At 69.0% G+C, this 22,444-nt stretch carries 21 protein-coding genes; 12 read left to right on the top strand and 9 right to left on the bottom strand.

Features of this window, described 5'->3' with window-relative positions; translation table 11 throughout:
• Positions 1 to 50 precede the first annotated feature (50 nt).
• The 5 genes from NQK81_RS00225 to NQK81_RS00245 all read left to right on the top strand — a co-directional run bounded on the left by NQK81_RS00225 (position 51) and on the right by NQK81_RS00245 (position 4,969).
• Positions 51 to 1,286, top strand: coding sequence for an MFS transporter (locus NQK81_RS00225; RefSeq protein WP_257486461.1), 1,236 nt, complete (start codon positions 51 to 53; stop codon positions 1,284 to 1,286).
• A gap of 95 nt (positions 1,287 to 1,381) precedes the next feature.
• On the top strand, positions 1,382 to 2,704 hold the full coding sequence (locus NQK81_RS00230; protein WP_257486462.1) for a M20/M25/M40 family metallo-hydrolase: 1,323 nt from the start codon (positions 1,382 to 1,384) through the stop codon (positions 2,702 to 2,704).
• Positions 2,704 to 3,594 (top strand): alpha/beta fold hydrolase, encoded by an 891-nt coding sequence (locus tag NQK81_RS00235; protein ID WP_257486463.1) that lies wholly within the window; start codon positions 2,704 to 2,706, stop codon positions 3,592 to 3,594. The genes NQK81_RS00230 and NQK81_RS00235 overlap by 1 nt, the downstream gene beginning before the upstream one ends.
• A 31-nt stretch (positions 3,595 to 3,625) precedes the next feature.
• Positions 3,626 to 4,222, top strand: a complete 597-nt coding sequence (locus tag NQK81_RS00240) for a winged helix-turn-helix domain-containing protein (RefSeq protein WP_007029600.1) — start codon at positions 3,626 to 3,628, stop codon at positions 4,220 to 4,222.
• Positions 4,223 to 4,969: an SRPBCC family protein gene (locus NQK81_RS00245; protein WP_257486464.1), complete on the top strand. Its 747-nt coding sequence runs from the start codon at positions 4,223 to 4,225 to the stop codon at positions 4,967 to 4,969. It abuts the gene before it with no gap.
• Positions 4,970 to 5,143: 174 nt separating this feature from the next.
• On the opposite strand, the gene NQK81_RS00250 is transcribed toward NQK81_RS00245, so the two are convergent.
• From NQK81_RS00250 to NQK81_RS00260, 3 genes are all read right to left on the bottom strand, one after another.
• Complete coding sequence (locus tag NQK81_RS00250) at positions 5,144 to 5,365, bottom strand: DUF5703 family protein (RefSeq protein ID WP_016334446.1); 222 nt, start codon at positions 5,363 to 5,365, stop codon at positions 5,144 to 5,146.
• Positions 5,362 to 6,375: a YncE family protein gene (locus NQK81_RS00255; RefSeq protein ID WP_257486465.1), complete on the bottom strand. Its 1,014-nt coding sequence runs from the start codon at positions 6,373 to 6,375 to the stop codon at positions 5,362 to 5,364. Before NQK81_RS00255 ends, NQK81_RS00250 begins: the two co-directional genes overlap by 4 nt.
• Positions 6,376 to 6,488: 113 nt before the next feature.
• Complete coding sequence (locus tag NQK81_RS00260) at positions 6,489 to 7,454, bottom strand: aldo/keto reductase (RefSeq protein WP_185927109.1); 966 nt, start codon at positions 7,452 to 7,454, stop codon at positions 6,489 to 6,491.
• Between the two features lie 137 nt (positions 7,455 to 7,591).
• Between NQK81_RS00260 and NQK81_RS00265 the strand changes: the two genes are divergently transcribed.
• The 4 genes from NQK81_RS00265 to NQK81_RS00280 all read left to right on the top strand — a co-directional run bounded on the left by NQK81_RS00265 (position 7,592) and on the right by NQK81_RS00280 (position 12,395).
• Positions 7,592 to 8,638 (top strand): LLM class F420-dependent oxidoreductase, encoded by a 1,047-nt coding sequence (locus NQK81_RS00265; protein ID WP_257486466.1) that lies wholly within the window; start codon positions 7,592 to 7,594, stop codon positions 8,636 to 8,638.
• Complete coding sequence (locus NQK81_RS00270; RefSeq protein ID WP_257486467.1) at positions 8,638 to 9,477, top strand: undecaprenyl-diphosphate phosphatase; 840 nt, start codon at positions 8,638 to 8,640, stop codon at positions 9,475 to 9,477. The genes NQK81_RS00265 and NQK81_RS00270 overlap by 1 nt, the downstream gene beginning before the upstream one ends.
• A gap of 62 nt (positions 9,478 to 9,539) precedes the next feature.
• Entirely contained in the window at positions 9,540 to 10,250 is a 711-nt protein-coding gene (locus NQK81_RS00275) for a histidine phosphatase family protein (protein WP_257486468.1), read from the top strand.
• Positions 10,251 to 10,352: 102 nt separating this feature from the next.
• A complete protein-coding gene (locus NQK81_RS00280) occupies positions 10,353 to 12,395 on the top strand; it encodes a M3 family metallopeptidase (protein ID WP_257486469.1) in 2,043 nt (680 codons plus the stop codon).
• A gap of 48 nt (positions 12,396 to 12,443) precedes the next feature.
• Here the strand turns inward: NQK81_RS00280 and NQK81_RS00285 are convergent, their stop codons facing one another.
• Positions 12,444 to 13,667: an aminotransferase class V-fold PLP-dependent enzyme gene (locus tag NQK81_RS00285; RefSeq protein ID WP_257486470.1), complete on the bottom strand. Its 1,224-nt coding sequence runs from the start codon at positions 13,665 to 13,667 to the stop codon at positions 12,444 to 12,446.
• On the opposite strand from NQK81_RS00285, the gene NQK81_RS00290 reads away from it, so the two are divergent.
• The gene (locus NQK81_RS00290) at positions 13,666 to 15,048 is read left to right on the top strand and encodes an aminotransferase-like domain-containing protein (protein ID WP_257486471.1); all 1,383 of its coding nucleotides are present in this window, start codon (positions 13,666 to 13,668) and stop codon (positions 15,046 to 15,048) included. The genes NQK81_RS00285 and NQK81_RS00290 overlap by 2 nt on opposite strands.
• A gap of 18 nt (positions 15,049 to 15,066) precedes the next feature.
• Here the strand turns inward: NQK81_RS00290 and NQK81_RS00295 are convergent, their stop codons facing one another.
• Both NQK81_RS00295 and NQK81_RS00300 read right to left on the bottom strand, forming a co-directional pair.
• Positions 15,067 to 15,696, bottom strand: coding sequence for a phosphatase PAP2 family protein (locus tag NQK81_RS00295; protein WP_257486472.1), 630 nt, complete (start codon positions 15,694 to 15,696; stop codon positions 15,067 to 15,069).
• A gap of 70 nt (positions 15,697 to 15,766) precedes the next feature.
• A complete protein-coding gene (locus NQK81_RS00300) occupies positions 15,767 to 17,566 on the bottom strand; it encodes a right-handed parallel beta-helix repeat-containing protein (protein ID WP_257486473.1) in 1,800 nt (599 codons plus the stop codon).
• An 89-nt stretch (positions 17,567 to 17,655) separates the two neighbouring features.
• Here NQK81_RS00300 and NQK81_RS00305 point away from each other — a divergent pair, with 89 nt between their 5' ends.
• Entirely contained in the window at positions 17,656 to 18,525 is an 870-nt protein-coding gene (locus NQK81_RS00305) for a TetR/AcrR family transcriptional regulator (RefSeq protein WP_257486474.1), read from the top strand.
• A gap of 48 nt (positions 18,526 to 18,573) precedes the next feature.
• Here the strand turns inward: NQK81_RS00305 and NQK81_RS00310 are convergent, their stop codons facing one another.
• Together NQK81_RS00310 and NQK81_RS00315 are read right to left on the bottom strand one after the other, a co-directional pair.
• Positions 18,574 to 18,807 (bottom strand): DUF397 domain-containing protein, encoded by a 234-nt coding sequence (locus tag NQK81_RS00310; protein ID WP_126733114.1) that lies wholly within the window; start codon positions 18,805 to 18,807, stop codon positions 18,574 to 18,576.
• The gene (locus tag NQK81_RS00315; RefSeq protein WP_257486475.1) at positions 18,797 to 19,666 is read right to left on the bottom strand and encodes a helix-turn-helix domain-containing protein; all 870 of its coding nucleotides are present in this window, start codon (positions 19,664 to 19,666) and stop codon (positions 18,797 to 18,799) included. The genes NQK81_RS00310 and NQK81_RS00315 overlap by 11 nt, the downstream gene beginning before the upstream one ends.
• A 336-nt stretch (positions 19,667 to 20,002) precedes the next feature.
• On the opposite strand from NQK81_RS00315, the gene NQK81_RS00320 reads away from it, so the two are divergent.
• Positions 20,003 to 21,100, top strand: a complete 1,098-nt coding sequence (locus NQK81_RS00320) for a HesA/MoeB/ThiF family protein (protein WP_257486476.1) — start codon at positions 20,003 to 20,005, stop codon at positions 21,098 to 21,100.
• Between the two features lie 5 nt (positions 21,101 to 21,105).
• Here the strand turns inward: NQK81_RS00320 and NQK81_RS00325 are convergent, their stop codons facing one another.
• The gene (locus NQK81_RS00325; protein ID WP_257486477.1) at positions 21,106 to 22,032 is read right to left on the bottom strand and encodes a helix-turn-helix domain-containing protein; all 927 of its coding nucleotides are present in this window, start codon (positions 22,030 to 22,032) and stop codon (positions 21,106 to 21,108) included.
• Positions 22,033 to 22,444 lie beyond the last annotated feature (412 nt).

The raw sequence follows: 22,444 nt of genomic DNA on the forward strand, positions 1-22,444 counted from the left end.
ACCCGAATATGGGCGCATGAAGAACTGTTGCACTAGGGCGGCCGGCTGACATGAGTTCCGCATTGGACGCACAACGGCCGACGCGTCGTTCCGGTCAGGCGCTATTGCTTTGGGGTTTGCTGGTCATCGCGGCGAACCTGCGGCCCAGCTTGACCGGTGTCGGACCGCTGCTGGATCAAGTGCAGGCCGACCTGGGGCTGTCGGCTGCCGTGGCCGGTCTGTTGAACACGTTGCCCCTCCTCGCTTTCGCGGTTATCTCGCCGTTGGTGCCGCGGCTGGCCGCGCGCCGCGGGCCCGAGCGGGTCCTCGCCGGCGCGCTCGTGGTGCTGACGGTGGGGATCGCGATCCGGTGGATCCCGACGGTGGCCGGCCTGTTCGGCGGGACCGTACTGATCGGGGCCGGTATCGCGGTGGGCAACGTGCTCCTGCCGAGCCTCATCAAACGCGACTTCCCCACGAAAGTGGGCCTGCTGACGAGCGCGTACGCCACGGTCATGGGTGGTGTCGCGGCGGTGGCCTCCGGCGTGGCCGTGCCGATCAGCGAGGTCGCGCCCGGTGGGTGGTCGACCGCGCTGGGCTGCTGGATCGTGCTCGCGCTGCTGGCGATCGCGCTGTGGTCGCCGCAACTGCGGACGCCTCCGCCGGTCGCGGCGACGGTGCACGGTGGACATCGGCTGCCCTGGAAATCGGGCCTGGCATGGGCGGTCACGGCGTTCATGGGACTCCAGTCGCTGGGCTTCTACGTCGTCGTGACGTGGCTGCCCGGGGTGGTCCAGGACACCGGGATCAGCCCGGCCTCGGCGGGGTGGCTGCTGTTCCTCTTCCAGGTAGTCGCGGTGCTGACGAGCCTGGCCGCACCCGCGTTGCTGCGCCGAGCGCGTGACCAGCGCGGGTTGGCGACGGTGAACTCGCTGATCATGCTCGCCGGCTACGTCGGACTGCTCTTGGCGCCGGAATGGGCCGTGGTGTGGACCATCGTCCTCGGCTTCGGTGGCGGCGCCTGCCTGGTGCTCGCCTTGGCCTTCCTCGGCCTGCGTGCCCAGGACGCGGCCGGAGCGGGAGCGCTGTCGGCGATGGCGCAGTCGGTCGGCTATCTGCTGGCGGCGGTCGGACCGGTCCTGTTCGGGTTGCTGCACTCCGTCAGCTCGGGCTGGCAGGCACCGCTCATCCTGATGTGCGTCGCCGCGTTCGGCCAGGCTGTCGTCGCGATGGTGGCGGGGAAGGGCACCGTGCGTCCCTCCGGTGATCACCAGGCACCCGATCAAACTCCAGCGCCTGCTCGGTGATCGGATGCCGTGCCACCGCGGGGGTGGGCGGTCACACGCCGTCCACCACGCGGTGGCAGCGGGTCGACAGGCTCCGCCAATGGTAGGAATGCCTGGTGACCGAACCGAATTTGATCGAAGCAGCCGCCGAAGAGGCAGTCACCCTCACCAGTGAACTGATCCGCATCGACACGACCAACACGGGTGACCCGGACACGCTGGTCGGTGAACGTGCCGCGGCGGAGTATGTCGCCGAGAAGCTCACCGACGCGGGCTACGAGATCACCTACGTCGAGTCCGGCGGCAAGAACCGCCACAACGTGATCGTCCGGCTCCCGGGCGCCGACCCGTCGCGCGGCGCGCTCCTGATCCACGGTCACCTCGACGCCGTTCCCGCCGACGCCTCGGAGTGGTCGGTGCACCCGTTCTCCGGCGCGATCCAGGACGACTACGTCTGGGGCCGCGGCGCGGTGGACATGAAGGACATGTGCGGCATGGCGCTCGCGCTGGCCCGCCACTACAAGATCAACGGCATCGTCCCGCCGCGTGACCTCGTGTTCGCGTTCCTGGCCGACGAAGAGGCGGGCGGCAAGTACGGGGCGCAGTGGCTGGTCGAGAACCGGCCCGAGCTGTTCGAAGGTGTCACCGAGGCGATCAGCGAGGTCGGTGGCTTCTCGATCACGCTGAAGGACAACGTCCGCGCGTACCTCATCGAGACGGCCGAAAAGGGCATCCGCTGGATGAAGCTGCGGGTGCGCGGCACCGCCGGCCACGGCTCGATGATCCACCGCGACAACGCCGTCACCAAGCTGTCCGAAGCCGTCGCGAGGCTGGGCAACCACCGCTTCCCGCTGGTCATGACCGACTCCGTCCGCGAATTCCTGGACGGCGTCACCGAGATCACCGGCTGGGACTTCCCCGAGGACGATATCGAGGGTTCCGTCGCCAAACTCGGCAACATCTCCCGGATGATCGGCGCGACCCTGCGCGACACGGCGAACCCGACGATGCTCACCGCGGGCTACAAGTCGAACGTCATCCCGTCCGTCGCGGAGGCTTCGGTCGACTGCCGGATCCTTCCCGGCAGGCTGGAGGCGTTCAACGCCGAACTGGACGAGATCCTCGGCCCGGACATCGAGAAGGAATGGATGGAGCTGCCGCCGGTCGAGACGACCTTCGACGGCGCACTGGTCGACGCGATGACCAACGCGGTCCTCGCCGAGGACCCGGGCGCTCGCACGCTCCCGTACATGCTTTCCGGCGGCACCGACGCGAAGTCGTTCCAGTCCCTCGGGATCCGCAACTTCGGGTTCGCCCCGCTGCAGCTGCCCGCGGACCTCGACTTCTCGGCGCTGTTCCACGGGGTCGACGAGCGGGTCCCGGTCGACGCGCTGAAGTTCGGCGTGCGGGTACTCGACCGCTTCCTCCGTTCTGCCTGATGCCCGGTCTGCTGGCCGCCGACGGAACACCCCTGCACTTCGAGCGCTGGGGTGATCCGTCGGCGCCGGTGACCGTGGTGCTCCTTCACGGGTACGCCCTCGACAGGCGAAGCTGGCGTGCCATCGCGCCGGTGCTGGCCGAGGCGTCTACGGAGGAGCCGCTGGCCGTGGTGGCCTACGACCAGCGCGGCCACGGCGAATCCGGTGAGGTCCGGGCCTCGTCGGCGACCATGGGGCACCTCGCCGACGATCTGGCCGAGGTACTCGAGAAGGTGGTTCCCGGCGGCAAGGTGGTCCTGGTCGGCCATGACATGGGCGGCCTCGCGATCCTGTCGCTCGCCCAGCGCCATCCGGACGTCTTCGCGGCGCGGGTGGCCGGAATCGGGTTGCTCGCCATGTCTGCGGGCGGTGTCACACCGGACGCGATCTGGCCGAACGCGCTCGGGAAACTCGGCCGCGACCTGGAGATCGTCTTCGGGACGAAGCTGATCGGCCTGGTGCGGGAGCATACGAGCAAGGCGGTGACCGCGGGGCTGCGGTGGTGGCTCTTCGGCGACGACCCGGTGCCCGCCGATGTCGAACTGACCGTGCGGATGATCCGCGGCAACTGGCCACAGACGGTCTCCGCGTTCCGCCCCGCGCTGGACGCCTACACGCGGGAATCGGCGTTGTCGCAGGTCGGGGCGGTGCCGGTGACGGCGATCGTGGGGGAGCGCGACAAGCTCGTGCCGACAGCGGACGTCGAGGAGCTGGCGGGCGCGGTGGAGAACGGGACGGCCGTGGTCCTGCCTGGCGTCGGGCATGTCGTCCCGCTCGAGGCGGCCCCGCAGGTGATTCCCCGTCTTCTGGCGCTGGCGAACCAGGCTCGCCGACAACGCGGACTGTCTTGACAAGTTCTGTTTTCGGTGACACCGTCTTTGCATGTTCTCCGTTGCGGTGATCGAGGACGCGGAAGCGGCCGAAGTGTCGCTTGATCCGGTCCGGGCCAGGCTGCTCGCCGAACTCGCCGAACCGGCGTCGGCCACGATGCTGGCCGCGCGGGTGGACCTGCCGAGACAGAAGGTGAACTACCACCTTCGCGCGCTGGAGAAGCACGGACTGGTCGAGCTCGTCGAGGAGCGGCGGAAGGGCAACGTCACCGAGCGCATGATGCGCGCGACGGCGTCTTCGTACGTCATCTCGCCGACGGCGCTCTCGGCCGTGCAACCCGATCCGGCCCAGTCACCCGACCGGCTGTCCGCGCGCTGGCTGCTCGCCGTGGCGGGCAGGCTGGTGCGCGACGTCGGCCTGCTGATCACCGGCGCGACCAAGGCGCGCAAACGGGTCGCGACCTTCGCGATCGACGGCGAGGTGCGGTTCTCCTCCGCCGCGGACCGGGCCGCGTTCGCCGAAGAACTGACTGTCGCGATCACGAACCTGGTGAGCAAGTACCACGACGAAGGCGCCGAACAGGGCCGGGACCACCGGATCGTCGTCGCCGTCCACCCGAGCGTCCGCACCGAGCCCGAGGAGCGCTGAATGGGCCACGAATTCGAGATCACCGACCGCGTCGAGGTCGACGCGACACCGGAACAGGTCTGGGACGCCATCGCGACCGGGCCGGGGATCACGTCGTGGTTCATGGGGCGCAACGAGGTCGACGGAGGCGTCGGAGGAACGGTGAAGACCGCTTTCGGCGGCTTCGAACCCACCTCGGCGATCACGTCGTGGGACCCGCTGGAACGGCTCGTCTACGGCACGGAACCCGCGCCGGACGGGCGCTTCGTCGCCTACGAGTTCCTCATCGAGGGCCGCTCCGGCGGCAGCACCGTGCTGCGGACCGTGACGAGCGGCTTCCTGCCCGGCGACGACTGGGAAGACGAGTTCGAGGCGATGACCGCCGGCGGTCAGCTGTTCCTCCGCACCCTCGTCGAGTACCTCAACCGCTTCGCCGGCCGGAAGGCCGTTCCGGTGACGGTGTTCGGGCCGATGATCTCGGACTGGGACAGCGCTTGGCCGACGCTCGGCCGGGAGCTCGGCCTGGCCGGGCGGCCGGAGACGGGGGACCGGGTCCGGCTGTCCACCGGACCGGTGTCCACTGTGGACGGCGAGGTCTACTTCACGAACGCGCAGACGGTCGGGATCCGGACCGAGGACGCGCTACTGAGGTTCGTCCGAGGCTTCGCCGGGCCGATGTGCGCGATGCATCACCTGTTCGGCGACGTCGACTCCGCGGAACAGGACGCGCTCTGGGCCGAGTGGCTCGGCCGGGTGTTCAAGGGCTGAAAGGTGTGGGCGGCCACGGGGGCCTCCGACTGTGGACCTGGACCTGCGGCAGGAGCCGCGGCGGCTGTACATGAAGGCCCCCTTCCTGTACCTAGGCGCAAGGAAGGGGGCCTTCATGTACTTCAGGCGAAACGCACCCGCCTGAATGACCATGCGGGGAAAGGTCCCTACAGCTCAGGTGATGAGGCCGGGCAGGGGTGTGGCGGTGCGCTTGCGGCGCAACCACACCCTCCGCGTCCCATCGGAGTAGAGCCGGACGGTCGACAACTCCCAACCGGCGAACTCGGCGTGGATCGACAGCTGCGTCGCCGCCGCACGCCGGGAAACACCGGGCGGAAGCTGCAACCGCCGGTACTCCCAATCCCCTTCGACCACCGCCTCGTCCACGACTGTCATGGCGTGATCACCTGGATCCCTTCTCCGATGGCCGAGCCGACGACCACACGGCCGCTCTGCTCGTCGACGGTGACCGAATCTGGCTGCCGCACGGTGGGGAACCGGTGCTTCTCGATCGGTTCGCCGCCGCGGACGTCGAAACCGACGACCTCGTTGCGTCCGGTGAGCGTGACCCAGGCGAGGCCACGGGTGCGGTCGTAGGCGATGCCGTACGCGCCGCCGGGAACGGGATAACGCTGGCGCAGCAGCAACGGCGTCGTGGAGAACGCCAGCAGCGCGCCCGCCCGCGCGTCGGTGACGAAGACGCGGCCTAGATCGTCGGTGACGGCGTTGGCCGCACCGTCGCCCGCCCGCAGACCCTCACCGATCTTGCCCCCGTCGAGGTCGACGGCGAACAGGGCGGTGCGGAGCTTGTCGAGGACGACCACGCCGTCACCGGTGTTCAGCACGTCGTCGGCGCTGTAGATCTGGCCGGTGATGGTCTTCGGTCCCGCGTTCTTCGACAGCACCTCGACGGCCTTGCGGTCCCGTACCGAGACCAGCGTCGCGTCACCGGCGGCGAGACCGGCAGACGGCTGCCCCGCGACCGGGACCGTCTCCAGCGCGCCACCGGGCAGCGAGACCTTCGCCAGAAGGCTCTTGCCGGGGACACTGGCGAGCACCTGGGATCCGGAGACGGTGAGCCGCTCGGCCGGGCCGGGCAGGGCCACGGTCGCCTTCGGGGCGTCCAGGGCGGCGAGATCGTAGATACGCAGCGACGGTGGCTCCGAAACGGCGACGACCAGCGTCTTGCTCGCCTCGTCGGTCACCAGCGCCTTCACGCCAGGCGTCGCGAACACCGACCCCGCGGGCTTGACCGTCACCGCGGGGGAGACCGCCGCGGTCGCCGCGACGGGGTTCTGCACGATCTGCAGGGTGTCGTTCGGTGTGTCGTCCGTACTACAGGACGAGAGCACCAGGACACCGGCGAGCGGGATCGCGATCCGGGAAACGGCGGACAGCCGACCCACCTTGGTGCCTCCACCTGCTACTCGTCGTACGGACCTGTCCAGCATCCTCCACGAACTCCACCACGTCACGTCCGCGTCACCCAACAGTCACCTGATCCAGTATTCGAGACGGCTCACAGGCCGCGTTCCGGGTACCCGACCTCGATCGCGCTGACGTCGTCGAGCGCCGAACGGATGGCGGGCGGGAGGGTGATCTCCTCGGCCGTGAGCGAACCGGTCAGCTGACCGGTGTCACGGGCTCCGACCACGGGCGCGACCACGCCGGGCCGGTCGCGGACCCACGCCAGCGCGACGGCCAGCGGCGACGTCCCGAGGCCGTCCGCGGCCGTCGCGACCGCCTGCACGATCCGGGCGGCGCGATCGGTCCGGTGATGTTCGACATAGCCGGCGAAAACACTCGAAGCACCACGCGAATCGGCGGGTGTCCCGGTGCGGTACTTGCCGGTGAGCACACCCCGGCCGAGCGGTGCCCACGGCAGGAGCCCGATGCCGTGGTGCTCCGCGGCCGGGACGACTTCGCGGTCGACCCCGCGCTCCAGCAGCGAGTACTCGACCTGCGTCGAGACCAGCGGGGCGACGGCGGAGCTGCGGGCCGCGGCGGTCGCGAGCTGCCAGCCCGAGTAGTTGGAGACGCCGACGTAGCGGACCTTTCCGCAGGTCACGGCGTACTCGAGGGCGGCGAGCGTCTCGTCGACCGGCACGGTGGTGTCCCACGCGTGCAGCTGCCAGAGATCGATGTGGTCGGTGCCGAGCCGCCGGAGCGAGCCGTCGAGCGCGCTCAAGAGGGCACCGCGCGAGGCGCCGCCACCGAACGGGCCGTCGGTGCGGCGGGCGACGGCCTTGGTCGCGAGCACGATGTCGTCCCGGGGGACGAGGTCGCCGAGCAGCGCACCGAGGACGCGTTCGCTCTCGCCCTCGCCGTAGATGTCGGCGGTGTCGACCAGGGTGCCCCCGGCGTCGACGAACGCGACCAGCTGGCTGGCCGCCTCCTCCGAGTCGGTGTCGCCACCCCACGTCATGGTCCCGAGGGCCATCCGCGAGACCCGAAGTCCCGACCGGCCGAGCTGTCGCTTTTCCACGACGGGCGAGCCTAGCCGGAAGGCAAGTGCGGGACGCGGAGCAGGTGAGCGTGTCGTGATCGAGTACCACCGTGCGGGTCATCGCCGTGTCAACACCCTGAACGGAGGAGTGACTCTCCGGTGGATACATTCACGCCGTGCGACTCGGACTGAACTTGGGCTATTGGGGCGCGGGGAACGACGCGGCCAACCTGGCATTGGCGAAGAAGGCGGACGAACTGGACTACGCGGTCGTCTGGGCCGCGGAGGCCTACGGGTCGGACGCGCCGACAGTGCTCTCATGGGTGGCGGCGCAGACCTCACGGATCGACGTGGGCAGCGCGGTGCTCCAGATCCCCGCGCGGACGCCGGCGATGACCGCGATGACCGCCGCGACCCTGGACACGCTTTCGGGCGGCCGGTTCCGCCTCGGCCTGGGTGTTTCCGGCCCGCAGGTCTCCGAGGGCTGGCACGGCGTGAAGTTCGCGTCGCCGCTGGGCCGCACCCGCGAATACGTCGAGATCGTCCGCAAGGCGCTGAGCCGCGAGCGGGTCCGGTACGACGGCGACCACTTCCAGCTGCCCCTGCCCGGCGGGCCCGGCAAGGCGCTGACCCTGACCGTGCACCCCGTTCGCGACGAGATCCCGGTGTACCTGGCCGCCATCGGCCCGAAGAACCTCGAGCTGACCGGCGAGATCGCGAACGGCTGGCTGCCGGTGTTCTACTCGCCCGAACACGCCGGTGAGCAGCTGAAGCTGATCCAGGCCGGGGCGGACAAGGCCGGGCACACCCTCGACGGCTTCGACGTCGTTCCCACCGTCCCGCTCGTGGTCGGTGACGACTGGAAGGCCTGCGCCGACGCGGTCCGCGGGTACGCGGCGCTGTACATCGGCGGGATGGGCAGCCGGGAGAAGAACTTCTACAACCAGCTCGCCTGCCGGATGGGCTTCGAGCGCGAAGCCGCCGACGTCCAGCAGAAGTACCTGGGCAGGGACTACGAGGGCGCCATGAAGGCCGTCCCGCTGGAGTTCATCGACGCGACGTCGCTGCTGGGCCCGAAGGAGCGCATCGCCGAACGGATGCAGGCCTTCGCCGGGTCCGGCGTCACGACGCTGACCGTCGCGCCCGCCATGCCGGATCCGGAGGGCTCCGCACGCGCCCTCGAGATCGCGGCCGAGGCGATCGAAACGGCCGGTGTCGCCTGATGGGCTGGTTCGAAGCGCTGGTCCTGGGTCTCGTCCAGGGCCTGACCGAGTTCCTGCCGATCTCCTCCAGTGCGCACCTGCGGATCACCGCGGCGCTCGCCGGCTGGGACGACCCGGGCGCCGCGTTCACCGCCGTGACCCAGATCGGCACCGAACTCGCGGTCATCCTGTACTTCTCCGCCAAGATCGGGAGAATCCTCCGCGCCTGGTTCTTCTCGATCTACAAGAAGGACTGGCGCCAGGACCCCGACGCGCGGCTGGGCTGGCTGATCATCGTCGGCTCGCTGCCGATCGTGGTATTGGGCCTGCTGCTGCAGGACGCCATCGACGAAACCTTCCGTGACCTGCGGATCACCGCGACGACACTGATCGTGTTCGGCCTGATCCTCCTGGTGGCCGACCGCATCGGGAAGCAGCAGCGGACGCTCGACCACCTGACCGTGCCGCACGGCCTCGGCTTCGGGTTCGCCCAGGCGCTGGCGCTGATCCCGGGTGTCTCGCGTTCCGGTGGCACCACCAGCGCCGGGCTGCTGCTCGGCTACACCCGCGCGGAGGCGGCGGAGTACTCGTTCCTGCTGGCGCTGCCTGCGGTGTTCGGCTCGGGGCTGTACAAGCTGACCGACATCGGCAAGGACGGCGCCCCGGCGCAGTGGGGGCCCACGATCCTGGCGACGCTGGTCGCTTTCGGCGTCGGGTACGCCGTCATCGCCTGGCTGATGTCCTACATCAAGACCAAGAGCTTCGTGCCGTTCGTGATCTACCGGCTCGTGCTCGGCGTCCTGCTGTTCGTGCTGATCTTCACCGGTGTCCTCGACCCCGGCGCGGGTCCGCACATCTGATCCCGCGCATCCAGAGGACGAAACGCAGGGGTGGGCAAAGCACGACACGTAGGGTGGGCCACGTGAGTACTGTGATCCTTCTGCGCCACGGCAAGTCCACGGCGAACGGTTCGGGCGTCCTTGCCGGGCGCACGCCCAAGGTCGGCCTGGACGACACCGGCCGGGCGCAGGCGGCCGCGCTCGTCGAGCGCCTGGCGCCGGTCCCGCTCGCGGAACTGGTGGTCTCGCCGATGCTCCGCTGCCGCCAAACGGTCGCGAAGCTGGCCGAGGCACGCGGTCTGGACAAGCTCAAAGAGCCTGGCTTGTCCGAAGTGGACTACGGCGAATGGACCGGACGCGCGCTCAAGGATCTGTTCAAGGAACCGCTGTGGCGGGTAGTGCAGGCGCATCCCTCGGCCGCGGTCTTCCCCGGCGGGGAAGGGCTCGCCGAGATGCAGGCGCGCGCGGTCGCCGCCGTTCGCGCGCACGACGCGAGGATCACCGCGAAGCACGGCGAAAACGCGGTGTGGCTCTTATGCAGCCATGGCGATGTGATCAAGGCGATCCTCGCCGACGCGCTCGGCCAGCACCTCGATTCCTTCCAGCGGATCGTGGTCGACCCGGCTTCGGTCTCGGTCGTCCGGTACACCGAGACTCGTCCGTTCGTGTTGCGCGTCAACGACAACGGCGGCGACCTGGCCGGTATCGCCCCACCCGAACCCCCGACCAAAGCCAAGCGCGGCAAGGGAAAACGCAGCTCCGACGCGGTGGTGGGCGGTACCACCGGAGCGTGACCACTTCCGCTGTGGCGTCACCGCCACGGACGGCATCCACCGGCCCCTCGCTGCCCGTAAGGTGGCCAGACCAGCAGTTTCGACGACCCGGGAGCAACACCGATGATTTCGCAGGACAACCCGTTCGCCGCGCCGAGTGAGCTGCCCTACGCCCTTCCGCCGTTCGACCGGATCGCCGACGAGCACTTCCTTCCCGCCTTCGAAGCGGGCCTGGCCGAGCACGCCGCGGAAATCGAGGAGATCGCCGGTTCGGCCGAGCCGCCGACCTTCGAGAACACCATCGTCGCGCTCGAAAAGTCCGGCAGGCTGCTGTCCCGGGTGTCCAGCGTGTTCTTCAACCTCGCCGGGTCGAACGCGAACGACGAGATCCAGCGCGTGCAGGCCGAGATGGCGCCGCGGCTGGCCGCGCACGCCGACGCCATCAACCTGAACCCGGCGCTGTTCGCCCGGATCAACTCCCTGTTCGAGCGCCGGGACGAACTCGGCCTCGACGCCGAGTCGCTGCGTCTGCTGGAGCGTCACCACACCGACGTGCGCCGTGCCGGCGCCGGTCTTCCGGAAGCCGACCAGAAGCGCCTGCGCGAGCTGAACGAGCGGATTTCGACGCTGTCGACCCGGTTCCAGCAGAACCTGCTCAAGGACACCAACGAACTGGCCGTGGTCGTCGACGACGTCGCCGAACTCGCGGGACTCGGTGAGGACGAGATCGCCACGGCGGCCGAAACCGCCGGCGAGGAGGGCAAGTACGTCCTCAAGCTGACCCTGCCGACCGCGCAGGCCGCGTTGGCGTCGCTGGAAGACCGCGCGCTGCGCGAGCGGATCTTCACCGCGTCGGTCTCCCGTGGCAACCGGGGCAACGAGTTCGACAACAACGAGGTCGTGGCCCAGCTGGTCCGGTTGCGTGCCGAGCGGGCCGCCGTGCTCGGCTTCCCCGACCACGCCTCGTACGTCATCGAGGACGAGACCGCGAAGACCGCCGAGGCCGCCGTCGGTCTCCTGGAGCGGCTCGCGCCCGTCGCGGTCGCCAACGCCAAGACGGAGGCCGAAGAACTGCAGCGGTACCTCGAAGCCGACATCCCCGGCGCGGTCCTGCGGCCGTGGGACTGGGCGTTCTACGCCGAACGCGTCCGCAAGGACCGGTTCGAGGTCGACACCGCCGCGCTGCGCCCGTACTTCGAGCTGAACCGGGTGCTGACCGACGGCGTCTTCTTCGCCGCGTCCAAGCTGTACGGCCTGAGCTTCACCGAGCGGGAAGACCTGCCGAAGTACCACCCCGAGGTCCGGATCTTCGAGGTCTTCGACGCCGACGGCGCGGAACTCGGCCTGTTCCTGCTCGACTACTACGCCCGGGACTCGAAGCGCGGCGGCGCCTGGATGAACAACTTCGTCGACCAGACGAGGCTGCTGGGTACCAAGACGGTCGTGGTGAACGTGCTCAACGTCGCCAAGCCGCCGGCGGGGGAGCCGACCCTGCTGACCTTCGACGAGGTCGTCACCGCGTTCCACGAGTTCGGGCACGCGCTGCACTCGCTGCTTTCGGACGTCGAGTACCCGATGTTCTCGGGCACCAACGTCCCGCGTGACTTCGTCGAGTACCCGTCGCAGGTCAACGAGATGTGGATGCTCTGGCCCGAGGTGCTGGCCAACTACGCCAAGCACCACGTGACCGGTGAGCCGCTGCCGCAGGAGCAGATCGACAAGCTCCTTGCGTCGCAGCAGTACGGCGAAGGCTTCTCGACCACCGAGTACCTCGCGGCGTCCCTCCTCGACCAGGCATGGCACGCGCTGGGCACCGAGGACAACGTCGAGGACGTCCAGCGGTTCGAGGCCGAGGCGCTGACCAAGGCCGGTGTCGCGCTGGAAGCCGTGCCGCCGCGCTATCGCACCACCTACTTCGCGCACATCTTCAGCGGCGGCTACAGCGCCGGGTACTACTCCTACATCTGGAGCGAGGTCCTCGACGCCGACACCGTCCAGTGGTTCCGGGAGAACGGCGGGCTCACCAGGGAGAACGGCGACCACTTCCGCCGCGAACTCCTCGGCCGGGGCGGCAGCGTCGACCCGATGGCCGCCTTCCGCGCGTTCCGTGGCCGCGACCCGGAGATCGAGCCGCTCCTGAAGCGGCGCGGCCTCGCGGGCGCCTGACCGTTCCGCCGCCTGGGCACCCCCAGTGTCCAGGCGGCGGAACCGCCCTCAGGCGGCCAGTTCGGCGACGGCCGCGGCCACGTCGTCCACCTCCCGTTCGGTGTTGTAGTAGTGCGGGCTCAACCGCAGGCACCAGTCGACGTCCTTGTCCCCGAAGTCGAACTGCGCGAACTCGCGGTAGCTGAGCGCGGAGTTGATCCGGCGGGCGTCCATCGCCTCCTTGAAGGGCACCGCTTCCCAGCCCTTGATGGAGAACGTCACCAGCGCGCCCAGCTCCGGGCCCCGGTCGAGCACTTCGACGCCGGGGATGGCGCCGAGCCCGTCCCGCAGTCTCGCCGCGAGCGCGGGGGTGCGCCGTGAGATCGCCTCCAGGCCGACCTCACGGGCGTACCTCGCGGCGGCGGCGCATCCGAGCACGGTGGCGTAGGGGAATTCCCATTCTTCGAACCGGGAAGCGGACTTCGCCGGTTCGTACGCGCCGGGCGCGCTCCAGCGGGCTCCGTGCATGTCGATGAACAGCGGCTCGTGCCCGGCGTCGAGGAAGCGGTCGGAGACGTACAGGAACCCCGAACCACGTGGCCCGCGCAGGAATTTGCGGCACGTCGAGGTGAGCAGGTCGGCGCCGATCTCCTCGACGTCGACGGGGTACTGGCCGATCGACTGGCAGGCGTCGACCAGGTAGAGCAGGCCGAGGTCCCGGCAGTGCCGCCCGATCTCGGCGACCGGCTGGACGAGGCCGGAGTTGGTCGGGATATGCGTGGCGGCGACCAGCTTCGGCTTCTTGGTGCGCATCAGGGCCGCCATCGCTTCGACGTCGACACCGCCCTCCCGCGAGTCCGGCGCGTGCACGACGTCGACTCCGAAGCGCTTCCGCAGCGACAGGAACGCGATCTGGTTGGAGATGAAGTCGTTGCGGGTGGTGAGGACGACGTCGCCGGGCTCGAACCGGATCGACGACAACGCCGTGGAGTAGGCGTGGGTGGCGCTCGCGGCGAAGGCGATGTTGCGAGGCCGCGCGTTGATGAGCGCGGCGATCTCGTCGTAGAAACCGGTGACCTCGGCCGCGCGGGCCGCGGCGGCCTCGTATCCGCCGATCTCGGCTTCGAGGTTCAGATGATCGAGCATCGCGGCCAGGACCGGCTTCGCCAGAAGCCCGCAACCGGCGTTGTTGAAGTGGACGACCTTCTCGCTGCCCGGCGTATCGGCTCGCAGGGCTGGGACGTCCAGTAGTGATTCCGCCCGATTTCCAGTAGCACTATCATGTAGCTTCATGTCGGATAGTAGCACTTCCGCGCTCGTCGCCCAGCTGCGTTCCCTCGTCCGCTCGGCGGCCGCGGGGGAGAGGTTGCCCAGCAGCCGGGAGCTGATCGAGCGCTATCGGGTCGGTCCGGGAACGGTCTCTCGCGCGATCGCCCTGCTGGCCGCCGAGGGCACGGTCGTGACCCGTCCCGGGAGCGGAACGTACGTCGCGACGAAGCCGGCGGCCGCGGGCGAACCGCTCGACACGGCATGGCAAACGGTCGCGCTGACCGACCGCAGCGTCGACACCAGATCCCTCACCGGCGTCCTCGGCCCGCCACCGGAGGGCGCGATCCTGCTCGACGGCGGCTACCCGCATCGGTCGCTGCAGGCGACTCGCTTCTTGAGCGCGGCACTGGCGCGGGCGGGCCGCCGCCCGGACGCCTGGGATCGCGCACCCGCCGCCGGTCTGGCCGCGCTGAGGTCGGTCTTCGCCGGCCCGGCCGGTGCGTCACCGGACGACGTCCTGATCACCGCCGGCGGGCAGAGCGGGCTGTCCATGGCGTTCCGTGCCATCGCGGCGCCTGGCAGCCCGGTCCTCGTCGAATCGCCGACGTACCCGGGGGCGCTCGCCGCCGCGCGGGCGGCGGGGCTCCGGCCGGTGCCGGTCCCGATCGACGACGACGGGGTCCGCCCGGACCTGCTGGCCGAGGCGTTCGCGATGACCGGAGCCCGGTTGTTCTACTGCCAGCCGGCCTTTCACAACCCGACCGGGACGGTGCTTGCGGCCGAACGGCGCACGCGGGTGCTGGACGTCGCCCGGGCGGCGGGCGCGTTCGTCCTGGAGGACGACTTCGCCCGGTACCTCTCCCACGGGGCCGCCGCGCCACGTCCGCTGATCACCGACGACCGGGACGGCACGGTCGTCCATCTGACGTCGGTGACCAAGGCCGCCGCGCCGAGCCTCCGGATCGGCGCGCTGATCGCGCGAGGGCCGGTGCTCGACCGGATGAAGGCGATCCGGCGGGTCGACGACTTCTTCGTCTCCCGCCCACTGCAGGAGGCCGCCCTCGAATTGCTCAGCGCGCCTTCGTGGGAACGGCACGTTCGAAGGCTCGGTTCAGAACTGCGGGAACGGTGCGTGAAAGCGGCCGCGGCGCTGGCGGGGAAGTGTCCTGAGTGGACGATCGCGCGGCTCCCCGAGGGCGGTCTGCACCTGTGGGTGCGGCTGCCGCCGGGGAGCGATGCGAACGCGCTCGCTCGCGTGGCGAGAGAGCGAGGGGTCGTGGTCGGGGCAGGGGAGAGGTTCTTCGCCACCGAGCCGTCCGGACCGTTCCTCCGGCTGAACTTCGCGGCCGCCGCCGACATCGCCGAACTCACCGAAGGCATCCGGCGCCTCGACCCGAATGTATAACGACCTATACGGCGTGGCTCAGGCCAAAACCGCTTCGAGAAGCAGGTAAACACCACCGCCAAGGACGATGCCGGCGGCCGCTCCAGCCGTGACCTCGGCCTTGGTGTGATCGCCGAGTTCGACGCGGGACCAGCAGACCCAGCCGACGCCGAGGAAGAGGAGCGCGAGCCACGGGCCGTAGACGCGGATGAGCATCACGGCCGCGCCCGCGGCCACCATCGCGTGCATCGAGATCTTGAACCTCAGCCCGAAGGTGATCGCGAGCGCGGCGACCAGGCAGACGAGTTCGGCGGCCGCGAGCGCGATCATCTCGTGCGGGGAACCGCCGGCGACGAGGATGACGAATCCGGCGGCCAGTGAGCCGATGCAGACCGCGAACGGGACGAGCCGTCTGGCGCGATCCGTGACGTGGTGACTGTCCCACTTGCCTTTCCGGGCGCCGCGCACGATCACGGCCATCGGGATCAGCGAGCCGGTCACGCCGACGACGAGTCCCCACAGCACGGTCTCGCCGAGGTGGTGGCCGGTGACCTTCCAGGCGACGACCAGCGGCAGACCGAGCACCCAGACCCAGGGGGCGAGCACCTCGGTCGCGATCCGCGCGAGGCGCCGGCGGGTCCCGGGGGCTTCCGTTGCCTGGGTGGGCATCGCGCGTGTTCTCCTCGTGAATCGTGGCCGGATCGGCTCCTGCCGGACTCGCGCCCGGCAGGAGCGGTGATCATCGTTCCAGACCGCGGCGCCCCGCTCGTGCGAGGATGTCGGCGGCGGCCGGATCGGCGCGGACGGCCTCGTCGAAGCCTTCCTTCGGCAGCACGGTGTTCCCGGCCACGGCCACCGTCTCGGGCGGGGTGTCGTAGCCGTCGGGCAGGACGTCCCAGAAGTTGCCGACGAAGGCGACGTTCTCCATCGGCGGGCCCACCTGGAGCACGATCGGGGTGTCGGCCCGGCAGACGATGTTGCCCAGCACGGTGATCCACGCCGCGCCGTAGTCGGCGTACAGCCCGAAGTTGTACGAGGTGAGGACGTCGCGGATCACGTTCCCGCGGACCAGCGCCCCGCCCGCGAACGACGAGCCCTGTGGGGCCGAGAGGTAGATCCCGCCGCCGTCCATCAGCTTCCCCATGCTGCGTTCGACGAGATTCGAGAGCACCTGGGTGGCCTTGGCCTTCTCGCCGCCGGTGATCACGATGCCGTTGTGCGGGACGGCGTGGATCTCGTTGTGGGCCACGGTGGTCTCTTCGGACTCGACGACGAGGACGGCGGGGGAGCCGCGGTACTCGGTGCCGATGTGGTGGACGAGGTTGTCCTCGATGGAGACCCTGGTACCGGCGTGGACGGCGATCCCACTGCCGGAGATCTCGTCGAAGACGTTCCCCCGGATGCCGACGTCGGCGCCACCCTCGATCAGGAGCGCTCCCGCACCGAGCCGGGTGAAGTGGTTGCCCTCCAAGGTGACCCGGTTCGCCGACGTCAGGCTGACGTTGGCGGGCAACTGGACCGGCTCGGCAGGCACATGGACGTAGCCCACTTCGGCGCCGAGGTCGATCTTCTGGAACTCGCCCCGCTCGTAGCGTGCGTTGCCGTGATAGTGCAGGTAACCGCCGGTGCGGGCAACGCCGGTCCAGGTCGCGTCGGCGAAGGTGAAGCCACGCAGTACGAGGTCGTGCACGCCTTGTCCGGTGATGAGCGACTCGAGCATCGGGGCGACGACCCTGGTCTTGCCGATCTCCTCGCCGGGGCGGGGACGGTAGTGCAGGACGTGGCCGTCCCCTTCGGTGCGGCTGACGGCGAAGGTGCCCGGTTCGGTCAGGAAGGCGACGTTGTTCTCGAGCACGGAAGGCGCGGCGAGCCCGTCCCAGGTGCCGTCTCCGCCCGCGCCGTACCACTTGGAGTCGTAGAGGGATTTGGCGTGGCCGAAAGCGGGCTGGCCCATCGTGACGGTGGTGGAGGTGGCGTCGCCGGTGATCGACGCGACCGCGAGGCGGGCTTCGGACCACGGGTAGACGCCGGGGTAGACGAACTCCAGACCCGACGGGTCCGGCCACGATTGCGGCTCCGTGCTGTCCGTGACGTAACCGGTCGCTGTTTTCGTCACGGTTCCGGGGAGGCCCTCGGTGCGGGCCGCTCGTACGGCGGGCCGGCCGTCCACGGTGAGCCGTCGCGGGGCGAGGGCTCCGATCGGTGCCGTCCAGATGCCGTCGCGGCCCGTCGTCCAGCCGGTGATTTCGCGGCCGCCGCTCAGTTCCACCTTCGCCTGTTCCGGTGTGCCGTAGCCGTCCGCCTGGTAGATCACGCGGAAACCGTTCGAGCCGGAATCGCCGAGTGCGTCGTCGAAGACAAGGGGTGCCTCAAGATGGTGCACACCTGTGCCGAAGGTGACGATGACGTCGCCGGTCATTCCGGCGGTGACGGCGCGGACGGCCTCCTGTGCTGCTTTCGGGGTGCCGAACGGCCGGTCGGCGGTGCCTGCCCAGTCGTCTCTACCCTCGGGGGACACGAAGAACCTGATCTCGGGCATGCTGAAGCGCTCCTGTGGAGTGGTTTATGGGATATACTGAGGTTTATCAGCTAAACACGAACGAGCGACGAGCGTCAAGGGGAGTGCGGGTGGCGGAAGACGACGCGCAGCCGGATCCGGAGCGTGCGATCGAGCTGCTGTGGGGGACTCCCGAGCCGGAGCGCCCGGGGTTGAGCCTCGGCCGGATCGTCGCGGCGGCCGTCGAAGTCGCGGACGCGGAAGGGCTGGCCGCCCTGTCGATGCGCAAGGTCGCGGAACGGTTCGGCACCACGACCATGTCGCTCTACCGGTACGTGCCCGGCAAGGCGGAGCTGGTCGAACTCATGCGCGACGCCGTGTACGGCAGGTTTCCGATGGAGCCTTCGGACGGGCTCGGCTGGCGGGCGGGGCTCGAACGGTGGGCGCGGCGAGCATGGGAGATGCATCGCCGCCACCCGTGGCTGGTCGACAGTGCCGGGAGCCGGCGGCTGCCAGGGCCGAACATCATGGCCGGATACGACCACGCGCTGGATGTCGCCTCACGGAGTGGTCTGGCGCCGGCGCAGGTGATCGCGGTCGTGAACCTGGTCGGCGGATTCGTGGAGTCCGTCGCGCGCCAGGCGGGGGAGACCGCGGAACTCCAGCGGCGCACCGGCGTGTCCCATGAGCGCTGGTGGAGCGAACGTGAGTCGCTGTTCGAGCGGATGGACGCCTACCCGGCCTTGGAGCGGCTGTGGAAGGACGGAGGGATGGACGCTCCGCTCGACCCGTTCGAATTCGGATTGCAGCGCACTCTCGACGGCGTGCAGGCGCTGGTCGAAAGCCGGGGGCGTGAGGTAATGCGTGACGAAACTGAGCGCGGCGAGTGTGTCGTCTGTGGCAAGGAACTGGACGGCGGGGGGCGGGGCAGGCCTCGGGACTACTGCTCCAGGGCTTGCCAGCAGCGAGCCTATCGCCGCCGTCAGGCTGAGACTTCCTGAGGTGATCCGTCCCGCCGGTGGGAACCGGGCGGGACGGATCACGACCGGTCAGGAGAGCAGGTGGTCGAACTCGCCGTTCTTCGCGCCGAGAACGAAGGCCTTGATCTCGTGCGGTTCGAAAACAAGGACGGGGCTGTTCTCGCCGAGCTTCGAATCCCGAACGCCCACATAGCCCTTTACGGAGTCGTTGACTTCGACGCAACCGTTCGCGCCGGCGCTGTAGCTCGATTTCCACCAGCCGGAAAGGCCGAGCAGGGTGGGACGAGAAGAATCATTGTTCATTGAGTTCCCTTGCCAAGTTTTGAATGAAAGACCGTGTCCGACCAGGATGCTCCGCTTGTGCCTGTAGCCGTTCGAAAGTACTGCGAAATCGGCGGAGGTCTTCGGTGTCCTCGTAATAGAGGCCTTCGCGTCGGTTCTCGACGTACACGGTTCCGGGATCACCGCCGAATTCGGACGGGTAGTCCAAAAGAATGAACCCGCCGTCCGAGGCGCCGTGGGCGCCCGCGGTGAAGGAGAGCACTTGAATGTCGATGTTCGGCCGTTCCGACAGTTCGATCAAGTGCTCCAGTTGATCACGCATGACCGCCGGCCCGCCTACTTGGCGGCGTAGGACGCTCTCGTCCAGGATCGACCAGATATGCGGTGCGTCCCCAGGGCGGTCCAATATCTCTTGGCGCGCCATCCGCAGGTCGACCATGGTTTCGAGTTCGGCCTTGTTGTTCCAGCGTCTGCCTTCTCTCATGATGTCGAGCGCGTAATCACGAGTCTGGAACAAACCGGGCAGTACGACCAGGTCGACGGTGCTGATCCGGGCGGCACCGGTTTCCAGGCCCAAATAGAGGTTGAACCAGTCGAACACCCCGTGGTCGAAGTTGATCCACCAGTCGCGGCCGCGTTTCGCTCGTTTGGTCAGGTCGCGGAAGAACGGTGCCCGCTCGGGCACTCCGTAGAAATCGAGCAGGACTTCCAGATCGGCCGGTGCGGGCAGGTTTCGCGAGGTTTCGATATGTGCGATGACCGTCGTGGCCTTGCCGATGCGCTCGGCCGCGGCGGTCCGGTCGTAGCCCGCCGCTTCCCGGAGGCGCTTCATCTCGAGCGCGATCCAGCGCTTGATGGCGGTGGGGGTCAGCGTGCCCACGAACTGACCACCTCCTCAAGGTCTCGTCACGAAAGGTGACCCCAGTATCACCCGTATAGCCCAGAGAGAGCCCGTAGACCGGAGTGAATGTATAGCTCTACATTTAAGCCCTCTACATCGGGACAGTACTACATTGTAGAGCCGGGCCCGCCACTGGGCGGGTCGAAAACCGGGGAGGGGCGGACGCGATGGGTGAGGCCGCGGTGGTCCGGTCCCGTCCCGCTTGGTCGGGGGAGAGGGGGTGTCCGGCGATGATCGAGATCGTGATGGTGGAACGTGCTGACGCGATCCGCCACGTCTACAGCGGAGACAACGGTTGACCGAGGAGGGGTTCCGGTGCGTCCACGTATCAAAGACGAGCACCGCCCGGTCCGGTTCGGCGACGGTTGGATCCGGATCGGCGGGGAGGTGTTCGGCATCGCCGCCGAGTTGAGGGACTCGGACGGTGCCGTGTGGGCGTTACTGGAACTCCTCGACGGAACGCGAACGGTGAGCCAGGTCGTCACCGACCTGGCTCGTCTGGTTCCCGGCACCCGTCCCGATGAGGTCACAGCCGCCATCGAAAAGCTCGCCGAACTCGGGTATGTCGAGAACGCGGACGAGCCGACGTGCACCGACCTGACCGAGCGGCAACTCGAACGCCACTCGAGAAGCCGGTCGCTGTACCGGTGGATCGATCTGACGAGAAGAACGTCGAGCTGGGATTTCCAGGTCCTTCTGGCTCGCGCGCGGGTCGTGCTGGTCGGCGTGGGCGGCGTCGGGTGCACCGCGGCACTGGGGCTGGTCATGTCGGGCGTGGGACGCCTGCACTGCGTCGAACCGGACGTGGTCGAACTGTCCAATCTCGGCCGCCAGATCCTTTACACCGAGGAACATCTGGGGCTGCCTAAGGTGGACGTGGCGGTGGAAAGGTTGCGCGCGGCCAACTCGGACGTCGAGGTCACCGGCGAGCCGACGCGGATCGGGAACGCGGCTTCGCTGCGAAGGCTGGCCGCCGACTGTGACGTCTTGATCATGACCGCCGATCATCCGCCGGAGATCCGGACGTGGACGAACCAGGCGTGCGCCTCGACCGGTACGCCCTGGGTGTACGGGGGTTACCACGGCCCGCAGGTCAATCTGGGCGTCTACCGCCCGGGCGCGGGGCCGTGTTACGAATGCGCGCGGCTCGCCGAGCGTGATCGCGACGCCGCGCGTCCGCCGCTGGCGACGTGGCGTCCGGCCGCGAGCCTGCCGGCGCACGCGGCCAACGCGGTGACGGCCGGTGTCGCGGGCAATCTGGTGGCGCACGCGGTGATGCGCCTGATCACGAACGCGCCGAAGCTGGCGCTGAACTGTCAGTACGGCTTCAGTCTCGCCACGATGGACCACAGCTTCGTCACCAGCCTGGAACGGCCGCACGCGGAGTGCCGGACGTGCCTGGCCGCCGGGTGACCGGGTCAGTCGTCTTCGGTCAGTCGTCGTGAGACGCTCCGGATCAGCCGGGCGGCCGCGTCGCCGGACAGCGCTTCGGCGTGCAGCGTGCCGAACATGTGCTCGTACAAGGCGATCTCCTCCGGATCCCTGATCAGGTGCTCGCCGGCGAACAGTTCCACCACGACGAGTTCGGCGTCGTAGATGCGGAATCCGTGCAGCGGCGCGATCGGCATGGCCTTGCTGAAGGGAAGGATGCGCAGGTCGACGGTGCGCAGGTCGGCGAGCGAGGAGAGCCGGTCCAGCTGGCCGAGCTGGGTGTCGAGATCGCCGACCCGGATCCACAGCGCGGCCTCGCCGATCACCAGCGGCATAGCCTTGCCCGGGTCGTGAAGTTGCGCCTGCCGTTCGATTCGGACGGCCACCATGCGTTCGATGTCGGCATCGGCGGCGCCACCCGTACGTGCCGGGCCCGAGGGGAGTGCGAGCAGTTCTCGCATGAAGCCGGGCGTCTGCACGGGCCCGGGAAGCAGCGCCGGTTGGAACGTGGCGACGCGGCTCGCCCGCTGCTCCAGTTCGAGGACGGATCGCTGTTTGGCGGCGGCTCCACCGGGTTTGCGGAACTCGTCGCGGAACGACACCGATTCCACGCGGGCCCGTTTGAGCAGTTCGAGAACCGAGTCCTCCTGGTCGGCGGCGCCCGCCGCGGCGAGCCAGCCCGCGATGTCGTCACCGGTCGGGAACTGCACGGCCGTTTCGATCTTGGACACCCGTGATTGGGGCCAGCCAAGGTTTTTGGCGAACTGGTTGCCGGACAGGCCGGTGGCTGCCCGTAGCTCGCGGAGTTTCGTGGCGAGCCGGACGCGGTCGGAGCCGGGATGGGGCGACGAGGTGGGCATGATCTTCTTTCGCGGGGTCGAGGCGAAGTGGGCTCCTGCTCGTTGCGCGATCATGCTACTCCCACACGGGGCTAGAGCGCGAATAGTACACGAATAGCCGAATCAGACGAGGATAGTTGACGAATAGAATCGAGGAGCCGCGCTGGCCGGACTAGGGGAGGACCGATGTTCGCCAACTGGATCCAGATCGCCGAACTCGCACTGCTGCCACTGGGCTTTGGGATCGGCTACGCGGCGGGGCGGACCTGTCGCCGGGAGGAGCGGGTGTCCTTCCGTGAAGGGGCCACGATCACCCACCCCGGCTTGGTCGCGGAATATCAGCACCCGGCCCCGGGAGCGGGTGCCGGCTGGAGATCTGCCCGATAGGCCGAACCCAGGGGAGGGGAGCACCTCATACGGGTGAAGCCTCCGGGTGGGGGAGGGAGACGGCAGGCCCCGAAACCCGCGCCGGGGCCTGCCGTCGACG

The organism is Amycolatopsis roodepoortensis (genome assembly GCF_024628825.1).
Taxonomy (GTDB): Bacteria; Actinomycetota; Actinomycetes; order Mycobacteriales; family Pseudonocardiaceae; genus Amycolatopsis; species Amycolatopsis roodepoortensis.

Excerpts from the sequence above, each read along its gene's own strand:
- NQK81_RS00240 (WP_007029600.1), top strand. The coding sequence starts at position 3,626 with ATGTTCTCCGTTGCGGTGATCGAGGACGCGGAAGCGGCCGAAGTGTCG.
- NQK81_RS00250 (WP_016334446.1), bottom strand. The coding sequence starts at position 5,365 with ATGACAGTCGTGGACGAGGCGGTGGTCGAAGGGGATTGGGAGTACCGG.
- NQK81_RS00280 (WP_257486469.1), top strand. The coding sequence starts at position 10,353 with ATGATTTCGCAGGACAACCCGTTCGCCGCGCCGAGTGAGCTGCCCTAC.
- NQK81_RS00270 (WP_257486467.1), top strand. The coding sequence starts at position 8,638 with ATGGGCTGGTTCGAAGCGCTGGTCCTGGGTCTCGTCCAGGGCCTGACC.
- NQK81_RS00325 (WP_257486477.1), bottom strand. The coding sequence starts at position 22,032 with ATGATCGCGCAACGAGCAGGAGCCCACTTCGCCTCGACCCCGCGAAAG.
- NQK81_RS00285 (WP_257486470.1), bottom strand. The coding sequence starts at position 13,667 with ATGAAGCTACATGATAGTGCTACTGGAAATCGGGCGGAATCACTACTG.
- NQK81_RS00295 (WP_257486472.1), bottom strand. The coding sequence starts at position 15,696 with ATGCCCACCCAGGCAACGGAAGCCCCCGGGACCCGCCGGCGCCTCGCG.
- NQK81_RS00290 (WP_257486471.1), top strand. The coding sequence starts at position 13,666 with ATGTCGGATAGTAGCACTTCCGCGCTCGTCGCCCAGCTGCGTTCCCTC.
- NQK81_RS00225 (WP_257486461.1), top strand. The coding sequence starts at position 51 with ATGAGTTCCGCATTGGACGCACAACGGCCGACGCGTCGTTCCGGTCAG.
- NQK81_RS00300 (WP_257486473.1), bottom strand. The coding sequence starts at position 17,566 with ATGCCCGAGATCAGGTTCTTCGTGTCCCCCGAGGGTAGAGACGACTGG.
- NQK81_RS00235 (WP_257486463.1), top strand. The coding sequence starts at position 2,704 with ATGCCCGGTCTGCTGGCCGCCGACGGAACACCCCTGCACTTCGAGCGC.
- NQK81_RS00245 (WP_257486464.1), top strand. The coding sequence starts at position 4,223 with ATGGGCCACGAATTCGAGATCACCGACCGCGTCGAGGTCGACGCGACA.
- NQK81_RS00310 (WP_126733114.1), bottom strand. The coding sequence starts at position 18,807 with ATGAACAATGATTCTTCTCGTCCCACCCTGCTCGGCCTTTCCGGCTGG.